This is a genomic window from Streptomyces sp. NPDC015127, from assembly GCF_043080095.1.
GTDB lineage: Bacteria > Actinomycetota > Actinomycetes > Streptomycetales > Streptomycetaceae > Streptomyces.
Window position 1 is genome coordinate 113816 of the sequence record NZ_JBIBVE010000014.1, and the last position, 22873, is coordinate 136688.

17 protein-coding genes and 1 pseudogene are annotated in these 22873 nt (G+C 73.4%); 7 read left to right on the plus strand and 11 right to left on the minus strand.

Annotation, left to right across the window (positions count from 1 at the left end; translation table 11 throughout):
• Window positions 1–8: 8 nt before the first annotated feature.
• The 7 genes and pseudogenes from ACF08N_RS26890 to ACF08N_RS26920 all read right to left on the minus strand — a co-directional run.
• Window positions 9–511, minus strand: a pseudogene (locus tag ACF08N_RS26890) (GNAT family N-acetyltransferase); the annotation flags it as partial.
• 111 nt (window positions 512–622) lie between these two features.
• On the minus strand, window positions 623–1420 hold the full coding sequence (locus ACF08N_RS26895; protein WP_392327257.1) for an SDR family oxidoreductase: 798 nt from the start codon (window positions 1418–1420) through the stop codon (window positions 623–625).
• Window positions 1417–3528: an acetate--CoA ligase family protein gene (locus ACF08N_RS26900; protein WP_392327258.1), complete on the minus strand. Its 2112-nt coding sequence runs from the start codon at window positions 3526–3528 to the stop codon at window positions 1417–1419. The genes ACF08N_RS26895 and ACF08N_RS26900 overlap by 4 nt, the downstream gene beginning before the upstream one ends.
• On the minus strand, window positions 3525–4706 hold the full coding sequence (locus tag ACF08N_RS26905; RefSeq protein WP_392327259.1) for a Glu/Leu/Phe/Val dehydrogenase dimerization domain-containing protein: 1182 nt from the start codon (window positions 4704–4706) through the stop codon (window positions 3525–3527). The genes ACF08N_RS26900 and ACF08N_RS26905 overlap by 4 nt, the downstream gene beginning before the upstream one ends.
• Window positions 4703–6313 carry a 5-guanidino-2-oxopentanoate decarboxylase gene (locus ACF08N_RS26910; RefSeq protein WP_392327260.1) on the minus strand — a complete coding sequence of 537 codons (1611 nt, stop codon included), beginning with the start codon at window positions 6311–6313 and terminating at the stop codon, window positions 4703–4705. The genes ACF08N_RS26905 and ACF08N_RS26910 overlap by 4 nt, the downstream gene beginning before the upstream one ends.
• Complete coding sequence (locus ACF08N_RS26915) at window positions 6313–7470, minus strand: acyl-CoA dehydrogenase family protein (protein WP_392327261.1); 1158 nt, start codon at window positions 7468–7470, stop codon at window positions 6313–6315. Before ACF08N_RS26915 ends, ACF08N_RS26910 begins: the two co-directional genes overlap by 1 nt.
• Window positions 7471–7622: 152 nt before the next feature.
• Entirely contained in the window at window positions 7623–8813 is a 1191-nt protein-coding gene (locus ACF08N_RS26920; protein WP_392327262.1) for an MFS transporter, read from the minus strand.
• A 375-nt stretch (window positions 8814–9188) separates the two neighbouring features.
• Here ACF08N_RS26920 and ACF08N_RS26925 point away from each other — a divergent pair, with 375 nt between their 5' ends.
• Both ACF08N_RS26925 and ACF08N_RS26930 read left to right on the plus strand, forming a co-directional pair.
• Window positions 9189–9983, plus strand: coding sequence for an alpha/beta fold hydrolase (locus tag ACF08N_RS26925; RefSeq protein WP_392327263.1), 795 nt, complete (start codon window positions 9189–9191; stop codon window positions 9981–9983).
• 420 nt (window positions 9984–10403) lie between these two features.
• Window positions 10404–11294: a DMT family transporter gene (locus ACF08N_RS26930; RefSeq protein WP_392327264.1), complete on the plus strand. Its 891-nt coding sequence runs from the start codon at window positions 10404–10406 to the stop codon at window positions 11292–11294.
• A gap of 6 nt (window positions 11295–11300) precedes the next feature.
• On the opposite strand, the gene ACF08N_RS26935 is transcribed toward ACF08N_RS26930, so the two are convergent.
• Window positions 11301–12413: an AI-2E family transporter gene (locus tag ACF08N_RS26935; RefSeq protein ID WP_392327265.1), complete on the minus strand. Its 1113-nt coding sequence runs from the start codon at window positions 12411–12413 to the stop codon at window positions 11301–11303.
• An 85-nt stretch (window positions 12414–12498) separates the two neighbouring features.
• Window positions 12499–12891: a J domain-containing protein gene (locus ACF08N_RS26940; protein WP_392327266.1), complete on the minus strand. Its 393-nt coding sequence runs from the start codon at window positions 12889–12891 to the stop codon at window positions 12499–12501.
• 283 nt (window positions 12892–13174) lie between these two features.
• Between ACF08N_RS26940 and ACF08N_RS26945 the strand changes: the two genes are divergently transcribed.
• The 3 genes from ACF08N_RS26945 (at window position 13175) to ACF08N_RS26955 (ending at window position 15516) form a co-directional block, all read left to right on the plus strand.
• Window positions 13175–13312 (plus strand): hypothetical protein, encoded by a 138-nt coding sequence (locus ACF08N_RS26945; RefSeq protein WP_392327267.1) that lies wholly within the window; start codon window positions 13175–13177, stop codon window positions 13310–13312.
• Window positions 13313–13500: 188 nt separating this feature from the next.
• Window positions 13501–14103 (plus strand): Hsp20/alpha crystallin family protein, encoded by a 603-nt coding sequence (locus ACF08N_RS26950; protein ID WP_392327268.1) that lies wholly within the window; start codon window positions 13501–13503, stop codon window positions 14101–14103.
• A 234-nt stretch (window positions 14104–14337) separates the two neighbouring features.
• A complete protein-coding gene (locus ACF08N_RS26955; RefSeq protein WP_392327269.1) occupies window positions 14338–15516 on the plus strand; it encodes a hypothetical protein in 1179 nt (392 codons plus the stop codon).
• A 22-nt stretch (window positions 15517–15538) separates the two neighbouring features.
• Here ACF08N_RS26955 and ACF08N_RS26960 read toward each other — a convergent pair whose 3' ends face one another.
• Window positions 15539–20116 (minus strand): HAD-IC family P-type ATPase, encoded by a 4578-nt coding sequence (locus ACF08N_RS26960; RefSeq protein WP_392327270.1) that lies wholly within the window; start codon window positions 20114–20116, stop codon window positions 15539–15541.
• 142 nt (window positions 20117–20258) lie between these two features.
• On the opposite strand from ACF08N_RS26960, the gene ACF08N_RS26965 reads away from it, so the two are divergent.
• Window positions 20259–20663, plus strand: a complete 405-nt coding sequence (locus ACF08N_RS26965) for a hypothetical protein (protein ID WP_392327271.1) — start codon at window positions 20259–20261, stop codon at window positions 20661–20663.
• Window positions 20664–20923: 260 nt separating this feature from the next.
• Here the strand turns inward: ACF08N_RS26965 and ACF08N_RS26970 are convergent, their stop codons facing one another.
• Window positions 20924–21727, minus strand: coding sequence for a DUF2182 domain-containing protein (locus ACF08N_RS26970; RefSeq protein WP_392327390.1), 804 nt, complete (start codon window positions 21725–21727; stop codon window positions 20924–20926).
• A 197-nt stretch (window positions 21728–21924) separates the two neighbouring features.
• Between ACF08N_RS26970 and ACF08N_RS26975 the strand changes: the two genes are divergently transcribed.
• Window positions 21925–22587, plus strand: a complete 663-nt coding sequence (locus ACF08N_RS26975; RefSeq protein WP_392327272.1) for a DUF1326 domain-containing protein — start codon at window positions 21925–21927, stop codon at window positions 22585–22587.
• The last annotated feature ends 286 nt before the right edge of the window (window positions 22588–22873 follow it).

The window sequence follows — 22873 nt, forward strand, 5'->3', positions numbered from 1 at the left end:
CGGACGGGGCGGCCGAGGGTCAGGACGCGGGTGACCGTGCCGTCGTCCTCGTGGATGTCCCGCACATGGCGGAAGCCGAGACGGCCGAGGAGCACCAGAAAAGCCTGGTTCTCCTCGGCCACCGTCGCGCGCACGGCCGGCAGACCGAGGTCGTCGAAGCCGTAGTCCGCCAGCGCCCGGGCGATCTCCGTGCCGAGGCCGGCGCCCCAGCTGTCGGGGGTGAGCGCGTAGATGAGTTCGTGGCCGCCGTCGACGTCGTCCGTGCGCTTGAGCTCCGCGTGCCCGACGAAGCGGCCGTCCCGGCGCACCGCCCGGACGTCGAAGAGGTGCTGCGCGTAGACCTTGCTGAAGATCGCCCGAACAGGGCCAGTTGCTCGTCCTCGCTCTGCGGACCGTTCCCCAGCCAGCGCACGACGCGATCGTCCGCGAACAGCGCGACGAAGTGCTCCTCGTCCTCGGGGCGGTAGGGCTCCAGGAGCAGGCGTGCGGTGTGCAGCGTCGCGGTGGTCATGGGGCGTGACGCCAGGCAGAGCGGTGGATCACGGCAAACGGTTGTCCGGCGGCGACCAACGGCGAAGGGGCGGCGGGCCCGTAGGCGCCGCCGCCCCCTTGGCGTGGACGACTACGCGCCCGTGCGTCCGTACACCTGCTGGCCGAGCCACTGCCCGCCGTCCACCGTCAGGCACTCGCCCGTCACGTACGACGCGCCGTCGCTCAGGAGGAACAGCGACGCGTCCGCGATCTCCGCGGGGTCGGCGAACCGGCCCGCGGGAACCGTGGCGAGGACGTCCTCGCGTGCCTGCGGGGTGGCCCACAGGGCCGCGCCGGCGCCCTCCGTCTCCGTCGGGCCGGGGGCGATGCAGTTCAGCCGGATGCCCAGCGGGGCGAGTTCCACCGCCAATGTCCGGGTCATGGCGAGGACACCGGCCTTCGCGGCGGCCGAGTGGACGGTCCCCGGGTGGCCGTGCCAGGCGTAGGTGGCGATCACGGAGAGGACCGAGCCGCCCGTGCCCTGCTCACGCAGCCTGCGGGCGACGGCCCGGGTGCAGTAGTACGAGCCGTTGAGGACGATGTCGACGACCGCGCGCCAGCCGCCCGGGGACAGGTCGATGCCCGGCACGACGAAGTTGCCGGCCGCGTTGTTGACGAGCCCGTCCAGCCGGCCGAAGCGCTCCGCCGTCGCGGTCACCAGTGCGTCCACGGCCTCCGGGTCCCGTATGTCCGTCGGCACCGCGAGGGCCTCGCCTCCTGCCTTCTCGATCAGGGCGACCGTCTCGTCCAGCCGTTCCGGGGTACGGCCGGCGACGGCGACCCGCGCGCCCTCCCCGCTCAGCGCGAGCGCGATCGCGCGGCCGATACCGCTGCCGCCGCCGGTCACGATGTAGGTGCGGTCCGTGAAACGACCGGATTGCCTGGTCATGTGAGCACTCCATGGGCGTCGAGGGCGACCGCGCCGCCCGGGTGGACGAGCAGCGGATTGACTTCGAGCTCGGTGAGCTCGGGGTGTTCGGCCGCGGCCTCGGCCAGGGCGCACAGGGCGTCGGCGGCGGCGTCCAGATCGAGGGCGGCGGCGCCCCGCCAGCCGGTGAGCAGCGGTGCGTGCCGCAGTGAGAGCAGCAGGTCGCGGGCGCGCCGCCGGGTGAGGGGGGCGAGGGCGAGCGCGGTGTCGGCGAGCAGTTCGGCGGTGACGCCGCCGAGGCCGACCATGGCGACGGGGCCGAATGCCGGGTCGCGCCGGACCCCGGCGATGAGCTCGACGGAGTGTGGGTGGGCGACCATTTCCTCCACCGCGTACCGGGTGGCACCGGTGGAGCGACGCATTCGGGCGAAGGCGGTGCGCAGCGCGGTCTCGTCCGCGATGCCCAGGGCCACCCCGCCCGCCTCGGTCTTGTGGGCCAGGCCCATCGCCTTGAGGACGAGCGGGTATCCGGTGCGGCGGGCCGCGGTGGCCGCCTCGTCGGCGGTGGTGACGAAGTGGGCGGCGGGGAAGGCGAGTCCGTGGGATCGGAGGAGTGCGCGGACGGTCTCGTAGTCCCCGTTCGGGACGGGGCTGGGCGCGGGGGGCGGCAGCCGGGGTGGTGCCTCGGGTGTCGTCCGGTCCTGCCGCGCCGCTTGTGCCAGGGCGGTCGCGGCCTGCTCGATGCGCTCGTAGACGGGTACGCCGTGCTCGCGGAGCACCGTCAGGGCCGGGGTGTCCCGGGCCATGGTGTGGACGACGAGCAGTCGGCCGGAGTGCCGTGCGGCCTCCCCCAGGTCCCGGGCGATGTCGCACTCCTGGCGGGCCTGGTCGGGGTTGGCGGTGGCGTAGTCGCCGAAGTAGCCGGTGAGGAGGGTGGCATCGGTGTCCCCTCCGTCGAGCAGCGCCCGTGTGATGCGGGCGTAGTTGCGGAGGTCGGCCTCCCCCGCGCCGGCGAGGTCGACGGGGTTGCCGCAGCCGGTCACGCCGGTCAGGTGGCGGGCGACGGCTGTCCGGGTGGCCTCGGCGAGTTCGGGGACGTCGAGGCCGCGGGCGGTCAGCGCGTCGGCGGCCAGCGCGCCCTGGCCTCCGCTGTCGCCGACGACGGCGACGCGCAGGGGACTTGGGGTGCGGGTCTGCGAGGGGGCTGCGCCGGCTGGGGCAGGGGACCCCGCGTCCCGGACGGGCTCCGTCAGGGTGCGCCGGCGGCGGCCCGCCGCGGCCAGGAGCACCGCCGTGTCGACCAGTTCGCCCGCCGACTCCAGCAGCAGCGCTCCCGTGTCGCGGCACACGGCTTCCACCACTGCCCGGGCGCTCACCAGCGCGCCCGTGTGGGAGGCGGCCGCGCGGCCGGAGGCCTCGCTGCGGCCGAGAGACAGCAGCAGGACGGGTTTGCCCGCCGTGTGGGCGGCGGCCAGGGTGCGGGCCAGGCGCCGCCCGTCCCGGAAGTCCTCCACATACGCGGCGACGACCCGTGTCGCGTCGTGCGCGATGAGCGCGTCGAGCGCGTCCGTCGCGTCGATGTCCCGCTGGTTGCCGAGCGAGACGAAGCGGGAGAAGCCCTGCCCGGCCCGTGCCAGGAGTCGGCCGATCTCGAGTGCGAGGTTGCCGCTCTGCGACACGAGCCCCACAGGACCTGCGGGGAAGTCGCCCCAGCTGAGCCTGAGTTCGGTGGTGGTGTCGACGACGCCCATGCAGTTGGGGCCGAGCAGCCGTCCGCCGTGCGCGGTGACGAGTGCGGCGAGTTCCTGTTCCTCCTCGGGGCCGGCCCCGCCGGATGTGATCACGGTGAAGCAGCGCGCGCCCGCCCCGAGTCCCTCGACGACCACGGGCCGTACCTGCTGCGGCGGCACCGCCACGACGACCTGTTCGGGGACGGTCGGCAGGCAGCCGAGGCCGGGCAGGAAGGGCACGCCGTCGAGGCCGCCGCCGCGCTGGTTGACCAGGTGGACGGTGCGCCGGGAACGTCCGGCGAGGGCGCCGGAGGCGAGCCAGTAGCCCCATTTGGCGGGATTGGCGGAGGCTCCGACGACGGCGACGGAGCGCGGGTCGAAGAGGGCGTCCAGGCTCATGCGTACCAGCCGAAGCGTTCGGCGATCAGCGGCAGCCGGTCCGCCACGACCCCGTGAGCCGCGACGCGCGGGGTGGTCCCGTCGCGCTCGGCCCGCGTCAGCACCTGCTCGACCAGGGCGCGCATGGAGCGCCGGATGTGGGCGAACGCCTGGTCCGGGTCGGCGCCGATGTCGCCGAAGAGCGTCCACCACCACCAGGCGTTGGTGGCGGAGTTGACGACCACGTCCGGCAGGACGGTGATCCCGCGCGCGGACAGCAGATCCTCGGCGTCCGGAAGCACCGGCATGTTGGCCGCCTCGACGATCCAGCGGGCCGTGACGCGGGCCTGGCCGGCCGTGTCGATCGCGTACGAGACGGCGGCCGGGACCAGCACATCGGCGTCCGCGGACAGCCAGGCGTCGCCGGGCAGTTCGGTGTCGGCCGCCCGCAGGGCGGCGCGGTCGACGGTCCCGTAAGGGTCGCGCGCGGAGAGCAGCGCCTCCACGTCCAGGCCCTGCGGGTTGGCGATCGTTCCCTTGACGTCCGCCACGGCGACGATGCTCAGCCCGGCTCGTGCCAGGAATCGGGCCGTTGCCCCGCCCATCGTCCCGAAGCCCTGGATGCTGACGCGGGTCCCCTCGTGGGGGACGCCGGCCCGGTCCAGCGCCGTCAGCACCGACTCGGCGACCCCGCAGCCGCCCGCCAGTTCGTCGAGCCCGATGCCGTCCACCTCCACGGCGAACGCGTCCGCAAGTCGGCGCCGGGCCGCGGTCTCGTCGTCGAGCAGCGGGTAGACGGCCTGGATCGAGGAGACGAGACCGGCGTCGGCCGCCGCCCTGTCGACGACGTCCTGGGTGAGACCGAGGTCCTCGCCGGTGGTCCAGAAGCGCTCGATGTACGGGCGCATCGCCCGCAGATAGCGCACCAGGATCCCGTACGCCTCCGGGTCGCGCGGGTCGCAGTCGATTCCGCCCTTGGCCCCGCCGAGCGGGATGTACCGCATCTCGGGGTCGTAGTGCAGGGCCTCCTTCATCGTCATGCCCCGGGCGAGCCCGGCGACCTCGGCGAGGGTGCAGCCCTCGCGCATCCGCAGGCCGCCGCTGGAGACGCCGCGCACGAGCCGGTCGATCACCAGATGGCCCTGGCGGCCGGTGACATGGTCCGTCCAGGTGAGGGAGATGAGGGGGGTGGTCGTCATCGGGGGGTCTCCTCGGGAACGGTGACGATGGTGGGTCCGGGCGTGTCCAGTGCGCAGGCCAGGGCGTCGGCGAGTTCCCCGGGTGAGCGGACCGCGGCGCCGTGCCCGCCGTAGGCGCGGGCGAGGGCGGGCAGGTCGACGGGCGGCAGGTCGACGGCCGTGGGGCTGTCCCCGCGGGCCGCCATCTCTGCGCGGATCTCGCCGTATCCGCCGTTGTCGAAGACCACGACGGGGAGCGGCGCGCCCAGGTGGGCGGCGGTGGCGAGCTCCTGCACGGAGAACTGCAGTCCGCCGTCGCCGCTCAGCGCGACGACCTGCCGCTCGGGGCACGCGGTCTTCGCGCCGATCGCCGCGGGCAGGGCGTAGCCGAGGGTGCCGAAGCCGGTGGGGTGCAGGTAGCGGCCCTTCGGGCCGAGGGGCAGGTGGGGCAGGGCGCCGTAGTAGCAGCACTGGGCGCTGTCGGAGGTGATGACGGCGTCGTCGGCGAGGACGCGGCGCATCGCCGTCAGGTGGGGGACCCAGCGCGCGTCCCGGGTGCGGGTCTCGTCGTCGCGCGCGGCGCGCAGGGCCGCGACGTGGGCGGGATCGGCGCGCTGTCGTGCGGCGCGTTGTGGGGCCTCGCGGTACGCGGCGAGCAGCGCGTCCAGCAGGGGGTGCGCGTCGCCCACCAGGGCCACGTCCGCCGGGATGCCCGCGTACATCTGGGCGGGGTCCACGTCGACGCGGATCAGGGTGCCCGTCAGGGCCGGCAGCGGGCCCCAGACATCGGACTCGGCCAGTTCGGTGCCGACGGCGAGGACCACGTCGCGGTCCGCCAGCCACTTCTGCACGGCCGGGCTGTGCAGCGACACGCCCAGCGACAGCGGGTGGCGTTCGTCCACGACGCCTTTGCCGTTGGCAGTGGTGACCACCGGCGCCCCCAACTCCTCGGCGAGCGCCAGGCAGGTGGCTGCCGCCGCCCGTGCTCCTCCGCCGAGGACCAGCACGGGGCTGTGCGCCCCGCGCAGCGCGTCCGCCGCCGCCCCCACTGCCGCCTGGTCCGGCGCCGGGGGCCCGACGGGCGGCGCGTGGCGTGGCGCGGCCACCGGTTCCGCGGTCTCCAGGAGGTCCAGCGGCACTTCGATGTGAACCGGCCGTGGCCGCTCCCTGCGGAAGAGGGTGAAGGCCCGTGCCACCGCCGCGCCGATCTCGTCGACCGACGCGACCCGGTGGCTGAAGGCCGCGACGCCGCGCAGCGCCTCGGTCTGGCTGCGCATCTCGTGCAGGAGCCCGGTGTACTGCCGCGGATGCCGCAGCGGCATGCCGGGCGAGACGACGAGCAGCGGCACGCTGTCGGAGTAGGCCTGGCCCACCGCTGCCGCGATGTTCAGCAGTGCGGGTCCGGTGGTGGTGATCGCGGCAGCGGGCCGGCCGCTCACGCGGGCGTACGCGTCGGCCGCGTATCCGGCACCCTGTTCGTGACGTGGCGTCACATGCCGAATGCCGTAGGGCCGGAGATGCCGGTAGAGCTCCAGGTTGTGGGTGCCGGGGATGCCGAAGGCATGGGTGACGCCGTGTGCGGCCAGCGCGCGGGCGAGGGCCTGGCCGCCGGTGAGGGCCGAGGTCATCACAGGCCCCGCGAGATCACGAGCCGCATGATGTCCGAGGTTCCCTCCTCGATCTCCTCCAGTCTGGCGTCCCGCATCCACTGCTCCACGGGGTACTCGCGCGAGTAGCCCCAGCCTCCGAGTGTCTGCACCGCGGCCCAGGTGCAGTACGCGGCCGTCTCCGAGGCGGTCAGCTTGGCCATGGCGGCCTCGGTCGTCGCGGTGAGGCCCGCGTCAAGGCGCTTGGCCGCGCGCCAGGTCATCAGCCGCGCCTGCTCGATGCGTGTGCGCATGTCGGCGAGCCGGAAGGCGACGGCCTGGTGCTCGACGATCGGCTTCCCGAACTGCTGCCGGGTACGGGCGTAGTCGCGGGCGTACTCGTACGCGGCCCTCGCCACGCCGGTGGCCGCCGCGCCCAGCACGGCGCGCGAGATGTCGAAGGTCCGCATGAGGCCGCGGAAGCCCTGTCCCTCCTCGCCGAGCCGGTTCTCCTCGGGCACGAAGGCGTCGGCGAAGAAGATCTCGCGACAGACAATGGCGCGCTGGCCCATCTTCCGCATCGGTTCTCCGAAGGTGACTCCGGGGGTGTCCTTGCGGAGGAGGAAGGCGGTCACGCCCCGGGAGCGCTGCGCCGGGTCCGTCTTGGCGAAGACGACGTACTGCTCGGCCTCCCCCGCGTTGGAGATCCATGCCTTCTGCCCGCTCAGCAGGTATCCCCCGTCCGTGCGGGTCGCCGTCGTCACGATCGACGCGGCGTCGGAGCCCGCGCCGGGCTCTGTGGTGGCCAGGGCGGTCATCGGGGTGTCGGGGCCGGTCAGCGGGGTGAGCCAGGTCCGCTTCTGCTCCTCAGTGCCGAGTGCGAGCAGCGGGTCGGCGAAGAAGCCGTTCGAGCAGAGCAGATTGCCGATGCCCAGGTCGCCGACGCACAGCTCCTCCTGCACCAGGCACTGGGTGAAGACGTCGGTGAAGCCGCCGCCTCCGTACTCCTCGGGAAGCATGAAGCCGGTGATGCCGACCTTCGCGGCCTTGCGCCACAGGTCCCAGGGCGTCTCGACGTCGGCCTCGTCCACGGAGCGCGCCCGCGGGCGGATCTCCTCGCGGGCGAAGGCACGGGTGAGCTCGACGATGCCATGCTGCTCGGGGGTGAACGGAACCAGCTCGGTGGGGAGGTCGGACATGGTGCCTCCAGGTGCGGCAAGCGGCAGATACTGACTGAACCATCAGTCAGTATCTGGAGCCCCGAGCAGCGCTGTCAACGCACTGGTTCGTTCCTGAGGAACGCGGCGATCCGTCGAGGGGGCGACGTACGGATCCGAGGTCCCTCACGCGTTCACGTCCTCGCCCGTACCGGCCGCCGGAGCAGGTAGGCGGCTGCGGTCGAGACCAGGACGGCCATGCACGCGATGAACGCCAGCCCCGCACCTTCGAGGCCGATCGGACCCACGAGGACCCCCACACCGATCACCGGCACCGAGATGCCCGCGTACGCCACCACGAACAGCGTCGAGATCACCGATGCGCGACGGTCGGCGGGAGACGCCTCGGCCACCGCGGAGAGCGCCCCGCGAAAGGCCAGCCCCTGCCCGGCCCCGCCGACGAGCGCGCTCAGCACCACCAGCGGGAGCAGGTCCCAGTGCAGCGCGCCCGCGAGGAGCGCCAGCCCGGCGAGGAGACCGGCGCAGCCCAGCGGCAGCGATCGCTCCACGCCCACCCGGCCGACCGCGAGCTGTCCTGCGGTCGACGCGAAGAAGGCCAGGGCGACGACCAGCCCGCTCACGGCGTGGTTGTGCACGTCCAGGGACTGCGCGAGGAACGCCGGGCTGACCGACGTGAACACCCCGAACAGCGCGAACCCCACGAACGAGGCGGTCGCCGCAGGCCCGAACACCGCCCGCACCTGCGGGGGCAGGCCGGGTCGCTGCGGCCGCACCGTGTTCAGCCGTCGGCGTTCGCGCACGGTCTCCGGCAGCCACAGCAGGACGACGGCCGAGCCGGCCACCAGTGCGAGGTGTACGGCGAACGGCAGATGGAGCGGCCAGGCGGCGTACTGTCCGAGCACTCCGGCGAGCAGCGGACCGCAGCCCAGCCCGCCCATGTTGGCGGCGGTGGCCACGAACGTGGCCCGGGAGGCGCCACCGTACGGCGCCAACTCCAGTACGTACACCGTGGCGGCCCCGGTGAACAGGCCGGCGGACAGCCCCGACAACAGCCGCCCCGCGTACAGCCAGTCCAGCCCGGTGGCACTCAGGAAGCAGACGGCGCTCGCTGCCGCGCATCCGAGGCCGCAGAGAAGCACCGGCCGCCTGCCCACGGCGTCGGATGCGTTGCCGGCGAGCAGCAGCGCACCGATGACCCCGAAGGCGTACACGGCGTACACGACGGTCACGATCAGCTCGGAGAACCCGAACTTCTCCTGGTAGAGGGTGTAGAGGGGGGTCGGCAGCGTCGTGCCCGCCATGCATACGACGAACACCGCCCCGCCGAGCAGACACCGGCGCCACCCTCGGCTGTCACCGTCCATGCCGCCGACGGTAACCCCGCGAGTCGCCCGGGCCGCTGCGACGTGCCCGGAGCAGCCGACGAGGTCACGCCCGGCCGTTCAGCCTTCGGGGGTCGTACTTCATGGGCAGTTGGGGTCACCGCCGTGGTGCGGCGTGGGTGCGGCAACGCACGGTGTGGTGTCTCGTGTCCGTGGACCACGACGGGCCGGAGCGCGCCGGAGCACAGGCGCCGTCGACGGCCACTCGGTGGCGGGCGCCCGTGCGCCCGGTCAGGCTGGTGCCATGAGCGAACACCTACCCGTCGTCGGGCCGACGGCGTCGATGCCATTGTCCGCTCGTCGGGCGATGGCCTGTGCGCGTCGGGTCGCGCGGCCGTGAGGGCGGTGGGCGGACGCATGATCAGGGAGGGCCGCTTCAGGCATCGCGGGGCCGAGCTGGTCTACGACGATGCCGGTGAGGGCCCTCTTGCCGTCTACGCGCACGGCGGGTTCGTGAGTCAGGCCGCCGAGGACCGGATGGGGCTGTTCCCCTGGGCACCGGTCGTCGCGGCGGGGCAGCGCCTGGTCCGCTATGACGCCCGGGGGCACGGCCGGTCGACCGGAGACCCCGTGGACACGGACTACACCTATCCGTCGCTTGCCTGGGATCTACTCGCCCTGCTCGATCACCTGCACGCCACGGAGCCTGTCGCCGCCATGGGGGCGTCGATGGGCTGCGGCACCGTGCTGCACGCCGCTGCGCTCACGCCCGACCGGTTCTCACGGCTGGTTCTGCTCATCCCGCCGACGGCCTGGACGACACGCGAGGCCCATGCGCGGGCCAACTGGGAGTCCGCTGACACCGTCGAACGGGAGGGACTGGACGCCTGGCTCGCCACCAGGGCGCAGCAACCGCGTCCGGCCGTCGTGGCCGACGTTCCGCAGCTCCCGCCGACGCCTGCTGCGGGGCTGCTTCCCGCCATCCTGCGGGGCCTTGCCCGGTCCGACCTGCCCTCCCCCACCGCGGTCGCCACGCTGGGTCAGCCGACCTTGGTCCTCGGCTGGGCGGGCGACCCGGGACACCCGCTGTCGACCGCTGAAACGCTGGCGCGTCTGCTGCCGCGTGCCGAACTCCACGTGTCCGAGACGCGCACCGACATCCTCACGTGGGGGAACCGCATCGCCGAGTACCTGAGCCGGTCTCGGCCGTAGCCGGCGGCATATGGGGCCTGGGGCCGACCGGGGCTGCAGCAGCTTGCCATGGCAGTGGCAAGCACAGGCCCGCCGGCTGTGCGGGTCGGTATGGGAATGGACCGACGCCCTCGGGCGGTGGCCCGAGGCTGGACACCACCGGCCCGGCGGGCCGGCCGCCGCCACGGGTCCGTCAGGCCGGGGAACACCCGCCGCCCACCCCTCCCGGCGCACGCCGTCCCCAGCCATGAGGTCCGCAGCCCGCCCCGGTCGCGTACCCCGTCCCTGATCATGCTGCAGCCCGGCTCGGATCGCGGGCTCGGCGTGCTCGTGAGCACCATGGCGGGAGGCGGGCCGGGTCCGGGACGTGGCGCCGACCGCGGACCACTCCCACCCGCGACTCGCCCACCAGCTCACGCCCGACTGCCGGAGGCCGACCCCGTGGACACCCTGCTGCCGGTGCTCTTCGCGCTCTGCGCGGCGCTCAGCAACGCGTTCGCCACCGTGCTGCAGCGCAAAGCAGCTCTCGTCGTCCCGCGCTCGGAGGGCTTCCGCGCCGGGCTCGTGCTCGATCTGCTGCACCAACCCGTCTGGCTGGCCGGCATGCTCGCCGTCGTTGTCGCGGGCGTCTGCCAGGCGGTGGCCCTGGGGACGGGGCCGCTGACCATCGTTCAGCCGCTCTTCGTCCTCGAACTGCCGCTCGCCCTGATCCTTGCGGCGCTGCTGCTGCACCGGAGCCTGCACCGCGTCGGCTGGGTGGCGGTGGCCGGTGTCGTGGTGGGCCTCGGCATCGCTCTCGCCTCCGCGTCGCCGTCGGGCAACCGCACCGATGTGCCGGCGGACCGCTGGATCGTCGCACTCCCCGTGTGCGCCGCGGTCGTCCTCGTCCTCGCCGCCGCGGCCCTGCGCCGCCCGGAGGGGCGGGCCCGCGCGGCCTTCCTCGGCACGGCCACCGCGATCAGTTACGCCGTCACCGCGGCCCTGATGAAGGAGGCGGTGCACATCCTGGACGACCACGGCATCGGCGCCTTTTTCACGGCCTGGCAGACCTACGCCTTCGCGGCGGCCGGTGCCACCGCGCTGTTCCTGCTGGGCCACGCGATGCAGGCAGGCCCGCTGGTCGCCTCCCAGCCCGCGCTCACGCTCGGCGACGCGGCGGTGAGCCTCGCGCTCGGCATCCTCCTCTTCGAGGAGCACGTCCGCACCGGCTGGTGGCTGCTCCCGCAGGCGGCAGGGGTGGCGCTGGTGGTGGCAGGTGTTGTGGCGCTGGCGAGGATGCCGTCGGCCCGCTCCCTGGCCGCATCCGAAGCGCCCGGGGCCGCGGTGCCCTGAGCCCTGTCAGCCGTCCCCGCCGGACGGGCGCGCCGCACGGAGCGCCTGACACACCGACCAGAGCACGGCCACCAGGGGCACCGCGGCGACGGCACCCACCACGCCCGCGGCGACCGCCCCGCCCACGACCGACAGCGCGACGACCAAGGGATGCAGCCGGACGGCCCAGCTCATCACGATCGGGTGCAGCAGATGCCCCTCGATCTGCCCGATGACGACGATCAGGGCCACGACCACGGCCGCGATCAGCGGTCCCTCGGCCGCGAGCGCGACCACCGCGGCCACGGCGAGGGCGATGGGCGAACCGACGAGGGGGATGAACGCGGCGAAGAACTCCAGCAGGGCCAGTGGCAGGGCGAGCGGGACCCCGAGGGCGTAGAGGGCGATGCCCACCAGGATCGCGTTGGTGGCCGCGACCAGGAGAATGCCGTGGGTGTAGCCGGTGAACGTCCGCCAGGCGGCCCGGCCGGCGACAGTCGCGCGCTCGCGGGCGGCGGGCGGCAGCTGACCGCAGAACCACCCCCACTGCCGGTCGCCGGAGTGGATGAAGAAGACCGAGCAGAACAGCGCGAGGGCCAGCACGGTCAGCACCTCGACCAGCCGCCCGGCGCCGCTCAAGGCCTCGCTGACCACGGTCGACCGGTGGCTGGACAGCAGCCGGCCGACGCGGGACTGGATGTCGGTGAGGGCCTCCGGATCGACGCGGAACGGTGGCCGCTCCAGCCAGTTCTCGATCCTCTCGATGCCGGTGCGGAACTCGCGTACCAGCGTGGTCCGCTCGCCCGCGACCGCCTCGCCGACCAGGGCGAACACGCCGAGCACGAGCGCGATGCTGCCCAGCAGCGAGCCGGCGACGGCGAGCGGACGCGGCAGGAAGCGCGCGGCCAGATCGGCCACGGGCCGGAGTACCGCCGTGACGACCATGCCCAGGAACACGGCCACCGCGATCTCGTGGAACCGCCCCAGCAGCGCGAAGACGCCGTAGACGGCGGCGGCCACCACGAGGATCCGCCAGGCGTACGCGGCGGCCGTCCGCAGCGCGTCCGGCACACGCGGCGTGTCCGGGGTGGACAGCGCGCCGGAAGCGCGCTTCTGCGGGTCCGGCGAGCTGGGGGGCATGCACATGCGCGTACCACCGGACGCACCGCACGCCACGTATTCGGTGTGCCATTCGCCCGAACGCACGCCCCTGGCGGAACGTCATCTACTCGGTGTACGGCCGCACCCGGACGGGTCCCGCCCGCACAAAGGCGCCCCGCAGCGGAGGTCGCAGCCCAGCGCCGAGGACGACCACGGCCGGGCGGCCGTATGCAGGTGGCTCCTCGCGCTCGAAGCGCCGGGGCTCCGTACGGGGAGGGCGAGCCGCTGTCGCCTTGCGCCGGGCGTCGTACTCCGCGCGCCGCTGCGGGTCACGCAGCACGTCGTAGGCCGCCAGTACGAGATCCAGCCGGTCGCGACGGTCCGGGTCGCCATCGGGACGGACATCGGGGTGCAGTGTCCGGACCAGCTTCCGGAAGGCGGTCGTGATCTGTGCCGCCGATGCCGAGGGCGAGACGCCCAGCACCGCGTAATGACTGTCCTGGCCCCGCGTCGCCACTGCCCTCACCTCCCGGGACGGCAAAGGGCATACGTGCCCACACATCTACATACATCGCGCCCCCACCCAAGTTCAATATCAAACGATTCCCGCGGGCAGTCCTGGTCGAGTTCGATCTTCCAGGTGTCGATCCGGAATCCGTGGAGCTCAACGTCGAGCAGGACGTGCTGACCGCAGGGCCCGCCGGGTGATATCCGACGGAACGGGCCGTTCGACGACGTATGCAACCATGAGGAACCCCCACGAGCCGCCGCGTCGCGGCACCCAGACAAGAGCGGTCCCCATGAGCCAACACGTGCACGTCCGCCTCAACCGAGGCATCGCCGTCTCCGAAGAGGGCGAACTCGTCGAGCAGCAGGGCTGCCGATGCGGAGCCACCTGGACCAAGACGTACCGGGCAGGGACTGGCGATCCCGAGTAGGTGCGCATGGCGCACTGACAGGCAAGCCGCCGGTACCGGGCACGACCGGCGCACGCACGGCTGCCCCGCCCCTGCCCCGTGATCACCCCGGCGCAGGGTGTCCATATGCCACGGTCGGGGCCGTTTAGCAGCCCGGCCGCCGGTTACCCGCCCGGCGCACGAGTGCACATCCCACGTGGGAGGCGGCCATGACCCTGCCCATACGACGAGGAGGCGGCGCTCAGGAGCGCCGGCCGGCCTGGAGAGATCCGTTCGGTGACTTCGAGGACATGTGGAGCCGGATGGGACGGCTCCTGGAACAGGCCGCAGCACCCACCGCCGCCGGTGGCGGCGCCTGGATGCCGACGGCCGAGGAAGAGGAAGCGGAAGACACGTACATCGTGCGGGCGGAGCTGCCCGGCATTCCGGCCGAGAACGTCGACATCGAGGTCGAGGGCGACGAGCTGTCCATCACCGGCGAGCTCAGCGAGGAGACCCGCGGCAAGGTACTGAGCCGCCGCACCGGAAAGTTCTCCTACCGCACGACCCTGCCCGCCGGGGCCGACAGCGACAACATCGACGCCGACCTCACCGACGGCGTCCTCACCGTCCGCATTCCCCGGACACAGCAGGAACAGCGGCGGAAGATCGAGATAGGCCACCGCCGCCTCGCCGACGAGGCACCCCGGCCCGGCCGCACTGCGCAGCCGACCCAGACCGCGCAGCAGCCCGGCCAGAACCCGCCGCCGCCGACCGGACTGCCCACCCGGGAGGACTTCGGAACCGACGAGATGGGCGGTATCCCGGAATGACAACATCCGGGCGAGCCGAGGGGGCGCGCGGACGAAGCGCCGCGGAAAGCCACTGAGGTTCGCCCGGCAGGGGGCGGGGTCTCGCGTGATGTGCGGGAGCGTCAGGAGCGGCGCGGGGACACCGGCCCGGTGACCTTGCGGGTGAATCGAGGGCCCCTCCCCCGCGCCGTATCGTCCGCCGGGCATCCGGGACCATACTGGTGCCCGCCCGCGACGATCCCACAGAACGCATCCATGCCAAAGACCCGTACTTCCTCGACCGCCGCCCCCGACAGCACATGGCTGGGACACGGACGCCACCTCGGGCCCTCGCCCGAACAGGACGTCCGGCGCAACCTCATCGCGCTCAAGGCCGCTGGGGTCATCGACGACTTTCTCGACCTCGCTCCCTCCGACGCCGTCACCGCCGGTGCGGGCGGCCTGCCCCGGCAACTCGACGCCCACGACAGTGCCGCCGCGCCCGACTCCTCCGCACGCCGCCTCTTCGAGGCCCGCTGGCGCGTGGACGGCGACGTCACCGTGCGAGCCCAGCTGACGACCTACGACACCCCCGGGAGGCAGCGGGACGGCGAGGCAGTCGCGTGGGCGCTGGCGGCGAAGGCGGAACGGACCTGGGACCAGCGGTGGCCCTCCCCCGCCACCGTGTTCTGGCCCGACGACGACCGCATCGCCTGGGACCACGACGCCGTACCGGGCCTGCGTCTGCGTACCACCAATCCGCTGCCGAACGACGACAAGGAGATGCGCCGCCTCCTCAAGGACTGTGCCCACGCCAGCTGGAACATCCACGTCGTCGTCCACGAGGCGATGACCCCCGACGCGCGCGGCCGCCTTCCCCTGACCCCCTTTCTGCCGCCGAGCCTGCGCCATCGGGTGGTGGAGCACCGAGCGGCGCCGGACCAGTTCCAGATCGTCAACTGGGCGATGAGGGACCTGCATGTACGGGTGCCGCGGGGCGGGGCGGTGGTCCTGCCGACGGCGACGGCGAGCCCGGAGTACGACGCGGAACGCTTCGCCGTCCGCAGCGTCTTCCTGGACGGTTCGGAGCCGACGGAACTCGTCGAGAAGGTCACGGCCTTTGCCCAACTGCCGCCGGCCCTGACCCCCGACGCGGAGCAGGCCCTCGACAACCTGCGCCGCCGCTGGCATCTGCTCACCGTGGAGGAGGAGTTGGCCCACGCCCGCGAACTCGTCGCCAAGTACGCGGAGGCGCTCGACGCCATGACCGCGTCCCGTGACCTGTACCGGGAAGCAGCCGAACTCGCCCAGGCCGCACTGGCCGAGGCGACCGGATCGGACAGCATGCCGCGTCCGCCCGCGGACACCGCCGCCAAGCCGGAAAGCTCCCCGAGGAGCGCTCTGACCAAGGCTCTGGGGCGCTTCAAGGACGCGTCGAGGCAGCCTCGGACGTAGCGGAATTGCTCCGTCGCCGGCGTCAGGCCCCCGGCCGTGGCGCCGGCTTCGGGGGCCGGACACGTAGCCGCCCCTCCCGGCCGGCCGCGGGGCCGCCGGGTGCCTCCTGGGCCGGAGAGTCCGGTCGGTCGGTCTCCGTCTCCTGGCCGTCCTTCTCCTGGCCGTCCGCGGCCTGCGCGGTCATCGAGGCGATGAGCGGGGACAGGACGAGGCCCAGGAGGGATGCCGCGGTGATCGCGCCGAGGGTGATGCCCCAGGCCACCGGGCCGAGAGGCGTGCAGCCGAAGAACTGGCTGATGCCGGGGGTCTGGATGATGGCGACGAGAACGGCCGCGGAACCGAGTCCCGCCGCGAGGACGTTGCGGTCGGTGCCGCCGGTGACGAGGGTCTGGGCGAGCTGCGTGCCGACGACGGCGGCGAGGGCCACGGTGCCGGCTCGCCGTGCCCGGCCGGTCAGGCGCGCCGCGCCCCAGGCCAGGGCCGCGCCGGTGGCGGTGATGGCGCCGCGCAGCAGCATCTCGTGGGTCAGCGCGGTGCCGAGGGAGCGGTGCGGGCCCTCCTTGAGGAGCCGTTCGCCGGTTTGGCCGGCGGGTTCGCGTACGGCGATGGCGAGGGAGGGCGCGAGATCGGTGAGGAGGTTGACCAGCATGATCTGGCGGGCGTTGAGCGGGGTGGTGCCGGTCAGCGCGGAGATGAGGACGCTGAAGGTGACCTCCCCGAGGTTTCCTCCGATGAGGATGCCGAGCGCCGCGCGGACGGAGGCCCACATGGCGCGGCCCTCCATGAGGGCGGCGACGATGGTCTCCAGGCGGTCGTCGCTGACGACGAGGTCGGCGGCGGCGGTCGCGGCAGGGGTGCCGCGGCGGCCGAGTGCGATGCCGATGTCGGCGAGCCGGATGGCGGGGGCGTCGTTGGCTCCGTCGCCGGTCATGGCGACGACCCGGCCGAGGCGTTGATAGGCCTGGACGATACGGACCTTGTGGTGGGGGCTGCAGCGGGCGATGACGTCCACGTGGGGCAGGAGTTCGTCCAGGGCGTCGTCGTCGAGTTCGTCGATGTCCGGGCCGGTGCAGACCCTGGGTTCGGTGACGTCGCTGATGGCGGAGGCGATGGCGTCGGCGGTGGCCGGGTGGTCGCCGGTGAGCATGACCGTCTGGACGCCTGCCTCGTGCAGCCGGGCCGTGGCGGGGGCCGCGCTGGTGCGTACGGGGTCGGCGAGGGTGACGAAACCGAGGAAGACGAGGTCGCGCACGGTTTCGTCGGTGAGGTCCTCGCCGGCGTCCATGCGGCGTTCCGCCACCGCGAGGACGCGGCGGCCCGCGCCGGCGAGCCTCTCGGCCGCGCCGGTCAGCTCCCGGCCGGCCGCGTCGTCGAGGGGGACGACGTCGCCGTGCGGCTGCCGGCGGCGGTCGCAGCGGGTCAGGACGTTCTCCGGCGCGCCCTTCACGCTGAGCAGGATGCCGTGGGACGTGTGCCCGGTGGTTGCGTGGTAGGCGCGGGCCGGTTCGAACGGGAGGGTGTCGCTGCGCCGCCAGCGGGGCGCGCCGAGGTGTGCCGGGACTCGTGCCCGATGGGCGCCGGCGGTCACGGCCCGGTCGGTCTGGTGGGCCATGGGTTCGGCCTGACGGGCGGGCGGGGTGGCGCGCAGGGCGGCGGCCAGCACCTCCTTGCGCCGGGTGTCCAGCTCGTCGACGGGGAGGGCGCGGTCGCCGTCGCTGACATCGGCGAGTTGCAGCTTTCCCTCGGTGAGGGTGCCGGTCTTGTCGAAGCAGAGCACCTGGGCGCGGCCGAGTGCCTCGATGGTGCGGGGGTTGCGGACCAGGGCGCCGATGTCGGCCAGGCGGCGGGCTGCCGCCAGTTGGGCGGCGTTGACGAGGAAGGGCAGACCTTCGGGAACGGAGGCGACGGCGAGGTTGACCGCCGATGCGAGGTTCTCGGTCAGCGGCCGTCCGTGCAGAACGCCGGACAGGGTCACCGCCGCCGCGGAGCCGAGCGCGGTGGGCAGGCTGGCGCGTGTGAGGGACGTCAGGCGGGCCTCCACACCGGTTTCCGGTGCGGCCTGCCGGGCGGTGGCGAGGCTGCGGCCGACCTCGGTCGCGGCGCCGACGGCGACCACGACGGCGACCGCCCGGCCCGCCGACACCGTGGTGCCCTCGTACAGCATGGAGCGGCGGCCGGTGATGTCGGCGGCGACCACGGGGGCGGGGTCCTTCCCCACCGCGAGGGACTCTCCGGTGAGCGAGGACTCGTCCACTTCGAGGCCTTCGGCTTCCAGCAGACGGCAGTCCGCGGGCACGACGTCCTCGGGCACCAGCACGACGATGTCGCCGGGGACGAGGTCTCCTGCGGTGACGAGCCGTTCGCGGCCGCCCCGGCGGACCCGGGCGCCGATGGCGGATCGGGCGAAGAGCTCCGCGAGCGCGCGTTCCGTCCGTACCCGCTGGACGCCGCCCACCAGGGCGGAGGTGCCGGTGATCGCGGCGACCAGCGCGGCGTCGGTGCGGGATCCCACCGCTGTGGCCAGCGCGGCGCCGGCGGCCAGGATGGGGGTCAGTGGGTTGGCCAGCTCTTCGACGAAGGCGTGCGGCAGGCTCAGCTTCGGCGGCTCGCCCGTCGGGGAGTCGCTGCGGCGTGCGCCGGCCTCGTCCGCGGACAGTCCCTCGGGGCGGGTGCGCAGACGTTCCAGTACGCGGTCGGCCGGCATGAGGTACCAGGGGGTGGTGGCCACGGGCGGGGTCATGGGACGGGCCAGGAGTTGCCGGGCGCGCCAGACGCCCAGACAGAAGGCCACGCTGCCCGCGGTGTTGCTCACGGCCATCGCCCGGGCGACCGCCCGTGGGCCCGCGGACTGCAGCGCGGCGACCGCGCCGACGCCGCTGCCGCCGGCGGCCAGATGGTGGCTGTCACGGTCCACCACGGCTGCTGTGCCGACCGCGTCCACGATCATGCCTGCCGCTTCGAGGTCCGTCCCGACCAGGAAATGCGCTCCCCAGGGGGTGTGCTCGTCGCCGTCGTGGACGCCGACCGCGCAGTCGGCCGTGCCCAGCGCCCGCCGGTTGCCGGAGATGAGCAGCACCACGGCCCCGTCGGCCTGCAGGGCGCGTACGGATGCGGGCAAGCGGCTGCCCGACGGGACAACGGTGTCGGCGAACGGGAAGCCCGGGCGGTCACGGTCGGAGGCCACCACCACGCGGGCACCGGCGCGTCGTGCGGCTGCCGCGACCGCCTCGGCGCCCGGCGCGGACGGGGTGGCCAGGCCGGCGACCGCGAGCAGGTGTCTGCCCTTCGCCAGGCCGAGCACCTTCTCGCTGGCGCGGCGCCGCAACCGGTCCTCGGCCTGCCGCCCGCTGCTGCCGGCCAGGTCGAGTTCGGGCAGCGGGCCCAGCACCCAGCCGTCCGCTCTGCTCACGTGCAGAGGCCGGTCCGGGTCGAAGAGCGTGAACAGCCGCTCGGACACCTGCCGCGGGTCGGCGCCGCCCAGCAGCTCCAGGTCGACCGGTTCGTACCGGTTGCCGCGCAGGGCGTCCTCGTCGAGAACGATGGTGTTGACCTGGCCCAGCCGCCGCAGCGCGGTGCGGTCCATGGTGACGACGCCGCGCAGCGCCAGATGCCGGCCGAGAGTGGTGGCGAAGCCCTCCCGGCCGGCGCTCGGTGCCTTCGGCACCGAGGCCAGGGCGACGGCCAGGGCGCGTCGGGGGCCGGCGAAGGGCAGCACGGCGAGGCCGGCCAGGGCACCGGCGGCCATGGACGTCTCCGCATACCGGTCCGCCCCGTCCTGCGGCAGTGGGCCTGCCCGCTCTCGCCCGACCGCCTCGGCCGACGCCTCCTCGGGGCTGCGTACGAGTCGCGGCTCGGCCTCCAGCCAGGCGGCGCGTTCGGCGCCGGCCTCGCGCCAGCCCGCGAGGCGCTCGAGGACGTCGAGCGCGATGCCGCCACCGCGGGTGGCCACACCCTGTACGAGGGCGCTGACCACCGGGATGACCGAATCCGCCCGCTCTGCCGCGCCGTCCAGCCCCTGCACCAGATGGCGCAGCCGCGGGTGGCGCTGCACCGCGGCGGCCACGGCCGCCGCCTCCGGCGGCAGCGAGAACCACGGGGCGAGCCGGCGAGCGGTCGCGATGCCCAGACCCACGGCATCGGCGGCCAGAGCGGACACCGACGCGGACGGCGTGCCCTCGGCCGGATGGTGCGGCTCCGGCCGCCATTCGTCGAACACCTCGGCGTCCGCCTCCGCGGCGTGGTCGCCCTCCGCGCGTTCCACGCGCTCGACCAGTTCGCTCTCGGCCGGAGGGGGCGACGCGACGGCCACCACCACGCGCTCCGACGGAGCGTTCACGCGCGCCCACAGAACGGCCGGATGCTCCTCAAGGGACCGCTCCACACGCCGTGTGATCCTCGCGCCCTCCGCCCCGTGCACCCCGTGCACCTGGATGTAGCAGCGTCCGGGGCACCAGGACACCTCGCGGCCCGGCGGCGCCAGCAGATGCCCGACCAGGCCCGCCGCGCCCCGCAGGCCTGCCGTCACCCCCGACACCACTCCGGACGCGAGCGGCCCCAGGAGGGAGGTGCCCCACATCGGTGAGGACGGCTGGGGCGACATGGGCCGTACCTCCCTCCACCGGAGCGCTTCCGTTCGGTGAACCCGACGAATCCCAGTCTCATCCAGACCATGAGGCGCGGCATTCGGGGAATACATGCCTATATGTCTCCGGCGGACCGAAAGCTCTAGCGAGGTGAGAGTCGTGACCGCCATGACGAACCCCAGCGAACGCTCCTCCCCACCCGGCGGAGTCACGGCACCCGGCGGGCAGGAGTCGTCACCCGATCAGCAGCAGACCGGCCAGGGCCGGCGCTCCATCACCCTCACTGTTCCCTCGCTTCCCTCGCTCGACCGCGTGGCGAGCGGTGCCCTCAACGCGGCCCTGCTGCCCGTGGCCGTCGCCCGCCAGGTGCTGCCCGCCAAACGGGGACTTCCCCTGTATGTCGGCCTTGGCGTCCTGGGAGCCGCGGACGTCATCGAATGGCCCGTGGCCATCGGCATCGGCGTCGGGTACGCCGTCCTGCGCCGCGGCGAAGGCGTGCTCGCCGGCCCGCCGCGTCCACAGGATCAGGCTCGTCCGAGTTTCGGAAGCGAGGCGGCGGCCTGAGGCGGCGGCTTGAACACGAGGTGCTCCTGCTCTGACCGACCCACGGGTGACGGTCCTGCTCCGCTGCCGGGCGGCCGTCATCCGCAAGGGCAGGAGGGCGGCTGGTGAGCCACGCCCCGACCGGCGGACCCGCCGTTCCTCAGGTTCGACGGTCTGGGCCGCCCTGCCGCCGGGCGTAGCGCGAAGTCCGCCGCACCCGCGTAGGCCGAGCGATGGGCCGCGTAGCCCGAGCGATGGGCGCGTAGGCCGATCGGGCCCGGTCAGTTCATGTGCATCGGCGAGTCCGAGCTCTGCAGGCCCGGCGTCAGCCAGTCCTGGGACGGCGCCAGCCCGGCGCACACCAGCAGGACGACCCCGACCACGGTGGAGAACAACGGTCCCAGCCGCCACAGCTTCTCGACGAAGATCACCGCCGCCACCCCGGCCATCGCCGCGACGTTCATCACGCCCAACGGGATCAGAACCACCATCAGACCCCAGCAGCAGCCGACGCAGTACAGCCCGTGGTGCGCCCCCACGCGCAGGTCCCGTGCCCAGCCGCGCCGGTACCCCGCGTAGTGCACCAGCTGACCCATCGGGCTGCGGCAGTGGCGCAGGCAGACGTTCTTCAGCGGCCCGAGCTGCTGGAGTCCGGCCAGCAGGAAGGCCACGAAGCCGATCCAGCGCCCCGCACCGGGGTGCTCCTGGACGAGGTCCCCGGTGACGGCGAAGCCGCCGTACGCCAGGAGCCCGAACGCCGTCCAGACGAGAAGGTAGCCGCCGGTGAACTCGGTCATCCGCACCACTCGGACCGTCCCCGTCGACCCGCGGCTGATCCCCCGGGCCCAGGTGATCGCCACCGGAGCCACCGACGGCAGCATCATGGCGATCTTCATCAGCAGCCACAGCAGTACGAAGAGGGGGACGCCCATCCCCATCGTCCCCGGCTCGATCCCCATGTCCCCCGCCTGCCCGGCGGTCAGCACCCACGCGAGCAGGGCGATCAGCGCCAGCAGAGACCATGCGGTCACGAGCGCCCTGGCCGGAAGGAGATTTCCCCGCCGCAGCGGGGGCTCAGTGGTCATCCGGCGGTGCGTCGCGGTGGTGATCCGGGAACGGTTCACGGGCCTCATCTCCGCGGGCCGGGTCGGGCCGGGGCAGCAGACACCTTCAGGACAGCACGCCCCAGCGCCGCCCGCACGTGTGGCAGGCACTGGCCACGGTCGGAGGGGCAGGTGCACGCTGGAAGTGAGTGGCGCTGGGATCCCGAGGAGGTCCGGCCATGACCGACACCGCACCGACGGCACCGGCTGTACCCAGGTGGCACATCGCCGGCGACTGGTTCGACACCTGTAAATGCAATGTTCCCTGCCCCTGCACCTTCGCGCAGCTGCCGACCTTCGGCGAATGCGACGGAGTGCTGGCCTGGCACATCCGTGAGGGCAGCTACGGAGACGTCGTCCTGGACGACCTGAACGTGATGATGCTCGCCTCCTTCACCGGCAACGTCTGGGCCGAGCACTCCGACACGTACGCCGCCTTCTTCGTCGACGAACGGGCCGACGACGCTCAGCGCGAAGCCATCCAGATGATCTTCAGTGGTCAGGCGGGCAGTTGGCCCAGGGAATTCATCGAGATCGCCGACATGGAGATGCGGGGGATGGAATTCGCCCCCATCACCGTCGAGGTCGATCCCGACCTGGCCTCCTGGAGCGCCGTCATCCCCGGCCGCATCGAGTCACGCGCCGAGGCTCTCACCGGCCCGACGACCCCGGACGGCGCCCGCGTCCAGAGCACCAACCTGCCGGGCTCGGAGACGGGACCGGGCCAGGTGGCCACATGGGGCCGAGCGACGGCTGACCGGGCCGACGCCTACGGATTCCAGTGGAGCCGGGAGGGCCAGTCCAGCAAGCACATCACCTTCGACTGGGTGGGCCCCGACTGACCGGACGGCGAAAACGCCTCGCGCAGCCGGCCTTCGCGACCGGCCGGGGTGTTCATGGGCGGCAGCGTCCGTACCTGAGTTGTGTCCCGCCGCCTCCGGCGCCGTGACGTGACGCGCGTGAACGACGACGGGCGCGCCGCACGTCGAGAGACCTCGGTCACCGAGGCCTGGCACCGGGCGTCGGCCGACACCCCAGTGGCACGCCCAGGACCCGAAAAGGAGATCATGGAACTCCTCCCCAGGCACCGGGCGCGGTCCCGCTTGCCCTCGGAGGGGTGACCGACAC

Bases quoted from the DNA above. Each gene is read 5' to 3' on its own strand.
- ACF08N_RS26900 (WP_392327258.1), bottom strand. From the start codon at position 3,528: ATGAGCCTGGACGCCCTCTTCGACCCGCGCTCCGTCGCCGTCGTCGGA.
- ACF08N_RS26950 (WP_392327268.1), top strand. From the start codon at position 13,501: ATGACCCTGCCCATACGACGAGGAGGCGGCGCTCAGGAGCGCCGGCCG.
- ACF08N_RS26960 (WP_392327270.1), bottom strand. From the start codon at position 20,116: ATGTCGCCCCAGCCGTCCTCACCGATGTGGGGCACCTCCCTCCTGGGG.
- ACF08N_RS26955 (WP_392327269.1), top strand. From the start codon at position 14,338: ATGCCAAAGACCCGTACTTCCTCGACCGCCGCCCCCGACAGCACATGG.
- ACF08N_RS26905 (WP_392327259.1), bottom strand. From the start codon at position 4,706: ATGACGACCACCCCCCTCATCTCCCTCACCTGGACGGACCATGTCACC.
- ACF08N_RS26945 (WP_392327267.1), top strand. From the start codon at position 13,175: ATGAGCCAACACGTGCACGTCCGCCTCAACCGAGGCATCGCCGTCTCC.
- ACF08N_RS26925 (WP_392327263.1), top strand. From the start codon at position 9,189: ATGATCAGGGAGGGCCGCTTCAGGCATCGCGGGGCCGAGCTGGTCTAC.
- ACF08N_RS26970 (WP_392327390.1), bottom strand. From the start codon at position 21,727: ATGACCACTGAGCCCCCGCTGCGGCGGGGAAATCTCCTTCCGGCCAGG.
- ACF08N_RS26910 (WP_392327260.1), bottom strand. From the start codon at position 6,313: ATGACCTCGGCCCTCACCGGCGGCCAGGCCCTCGCCCGCGCGCTGGCC.
- ACF08N_RS26935 (WP_392327265.1), bottom strand. From the start codon at position 12,413: ATGCCCCCCAGCTCGCCGGACCCGCAGAAGCGCGCTTCCGGCGCGCTG.
- ACF08N_RS26895 (WP_392327257.1), bottom strand. From the start codon at position 1,420: ATGACCAGGCAATCCGGTCGTTTCACGGACCGCACCTACATCGTGACC.
- ACF08N_RS26915 (WP_392327261.1), bottom strand. From the start codon at position 7,470: ATGTCCGACCTCCCCACCGAGCTGGTTCCGTTCACCCCCGAGCAGCAT.
- ACF08N_RS26920 (WP_392327262.1), bottom strand. From the start codon at position 8,813: ATGGACGGTGACAGCCGAGGGTGGCGCCGGTGTCTGCTCGGCGGGGCG.
- ACF08N_RS26975 (WP_392327272.1), top strand. From the start codon at position 21,925: ATGACCGACACCGCACCGACGGCACCGGCTGTACCCAGGTGGCACATC.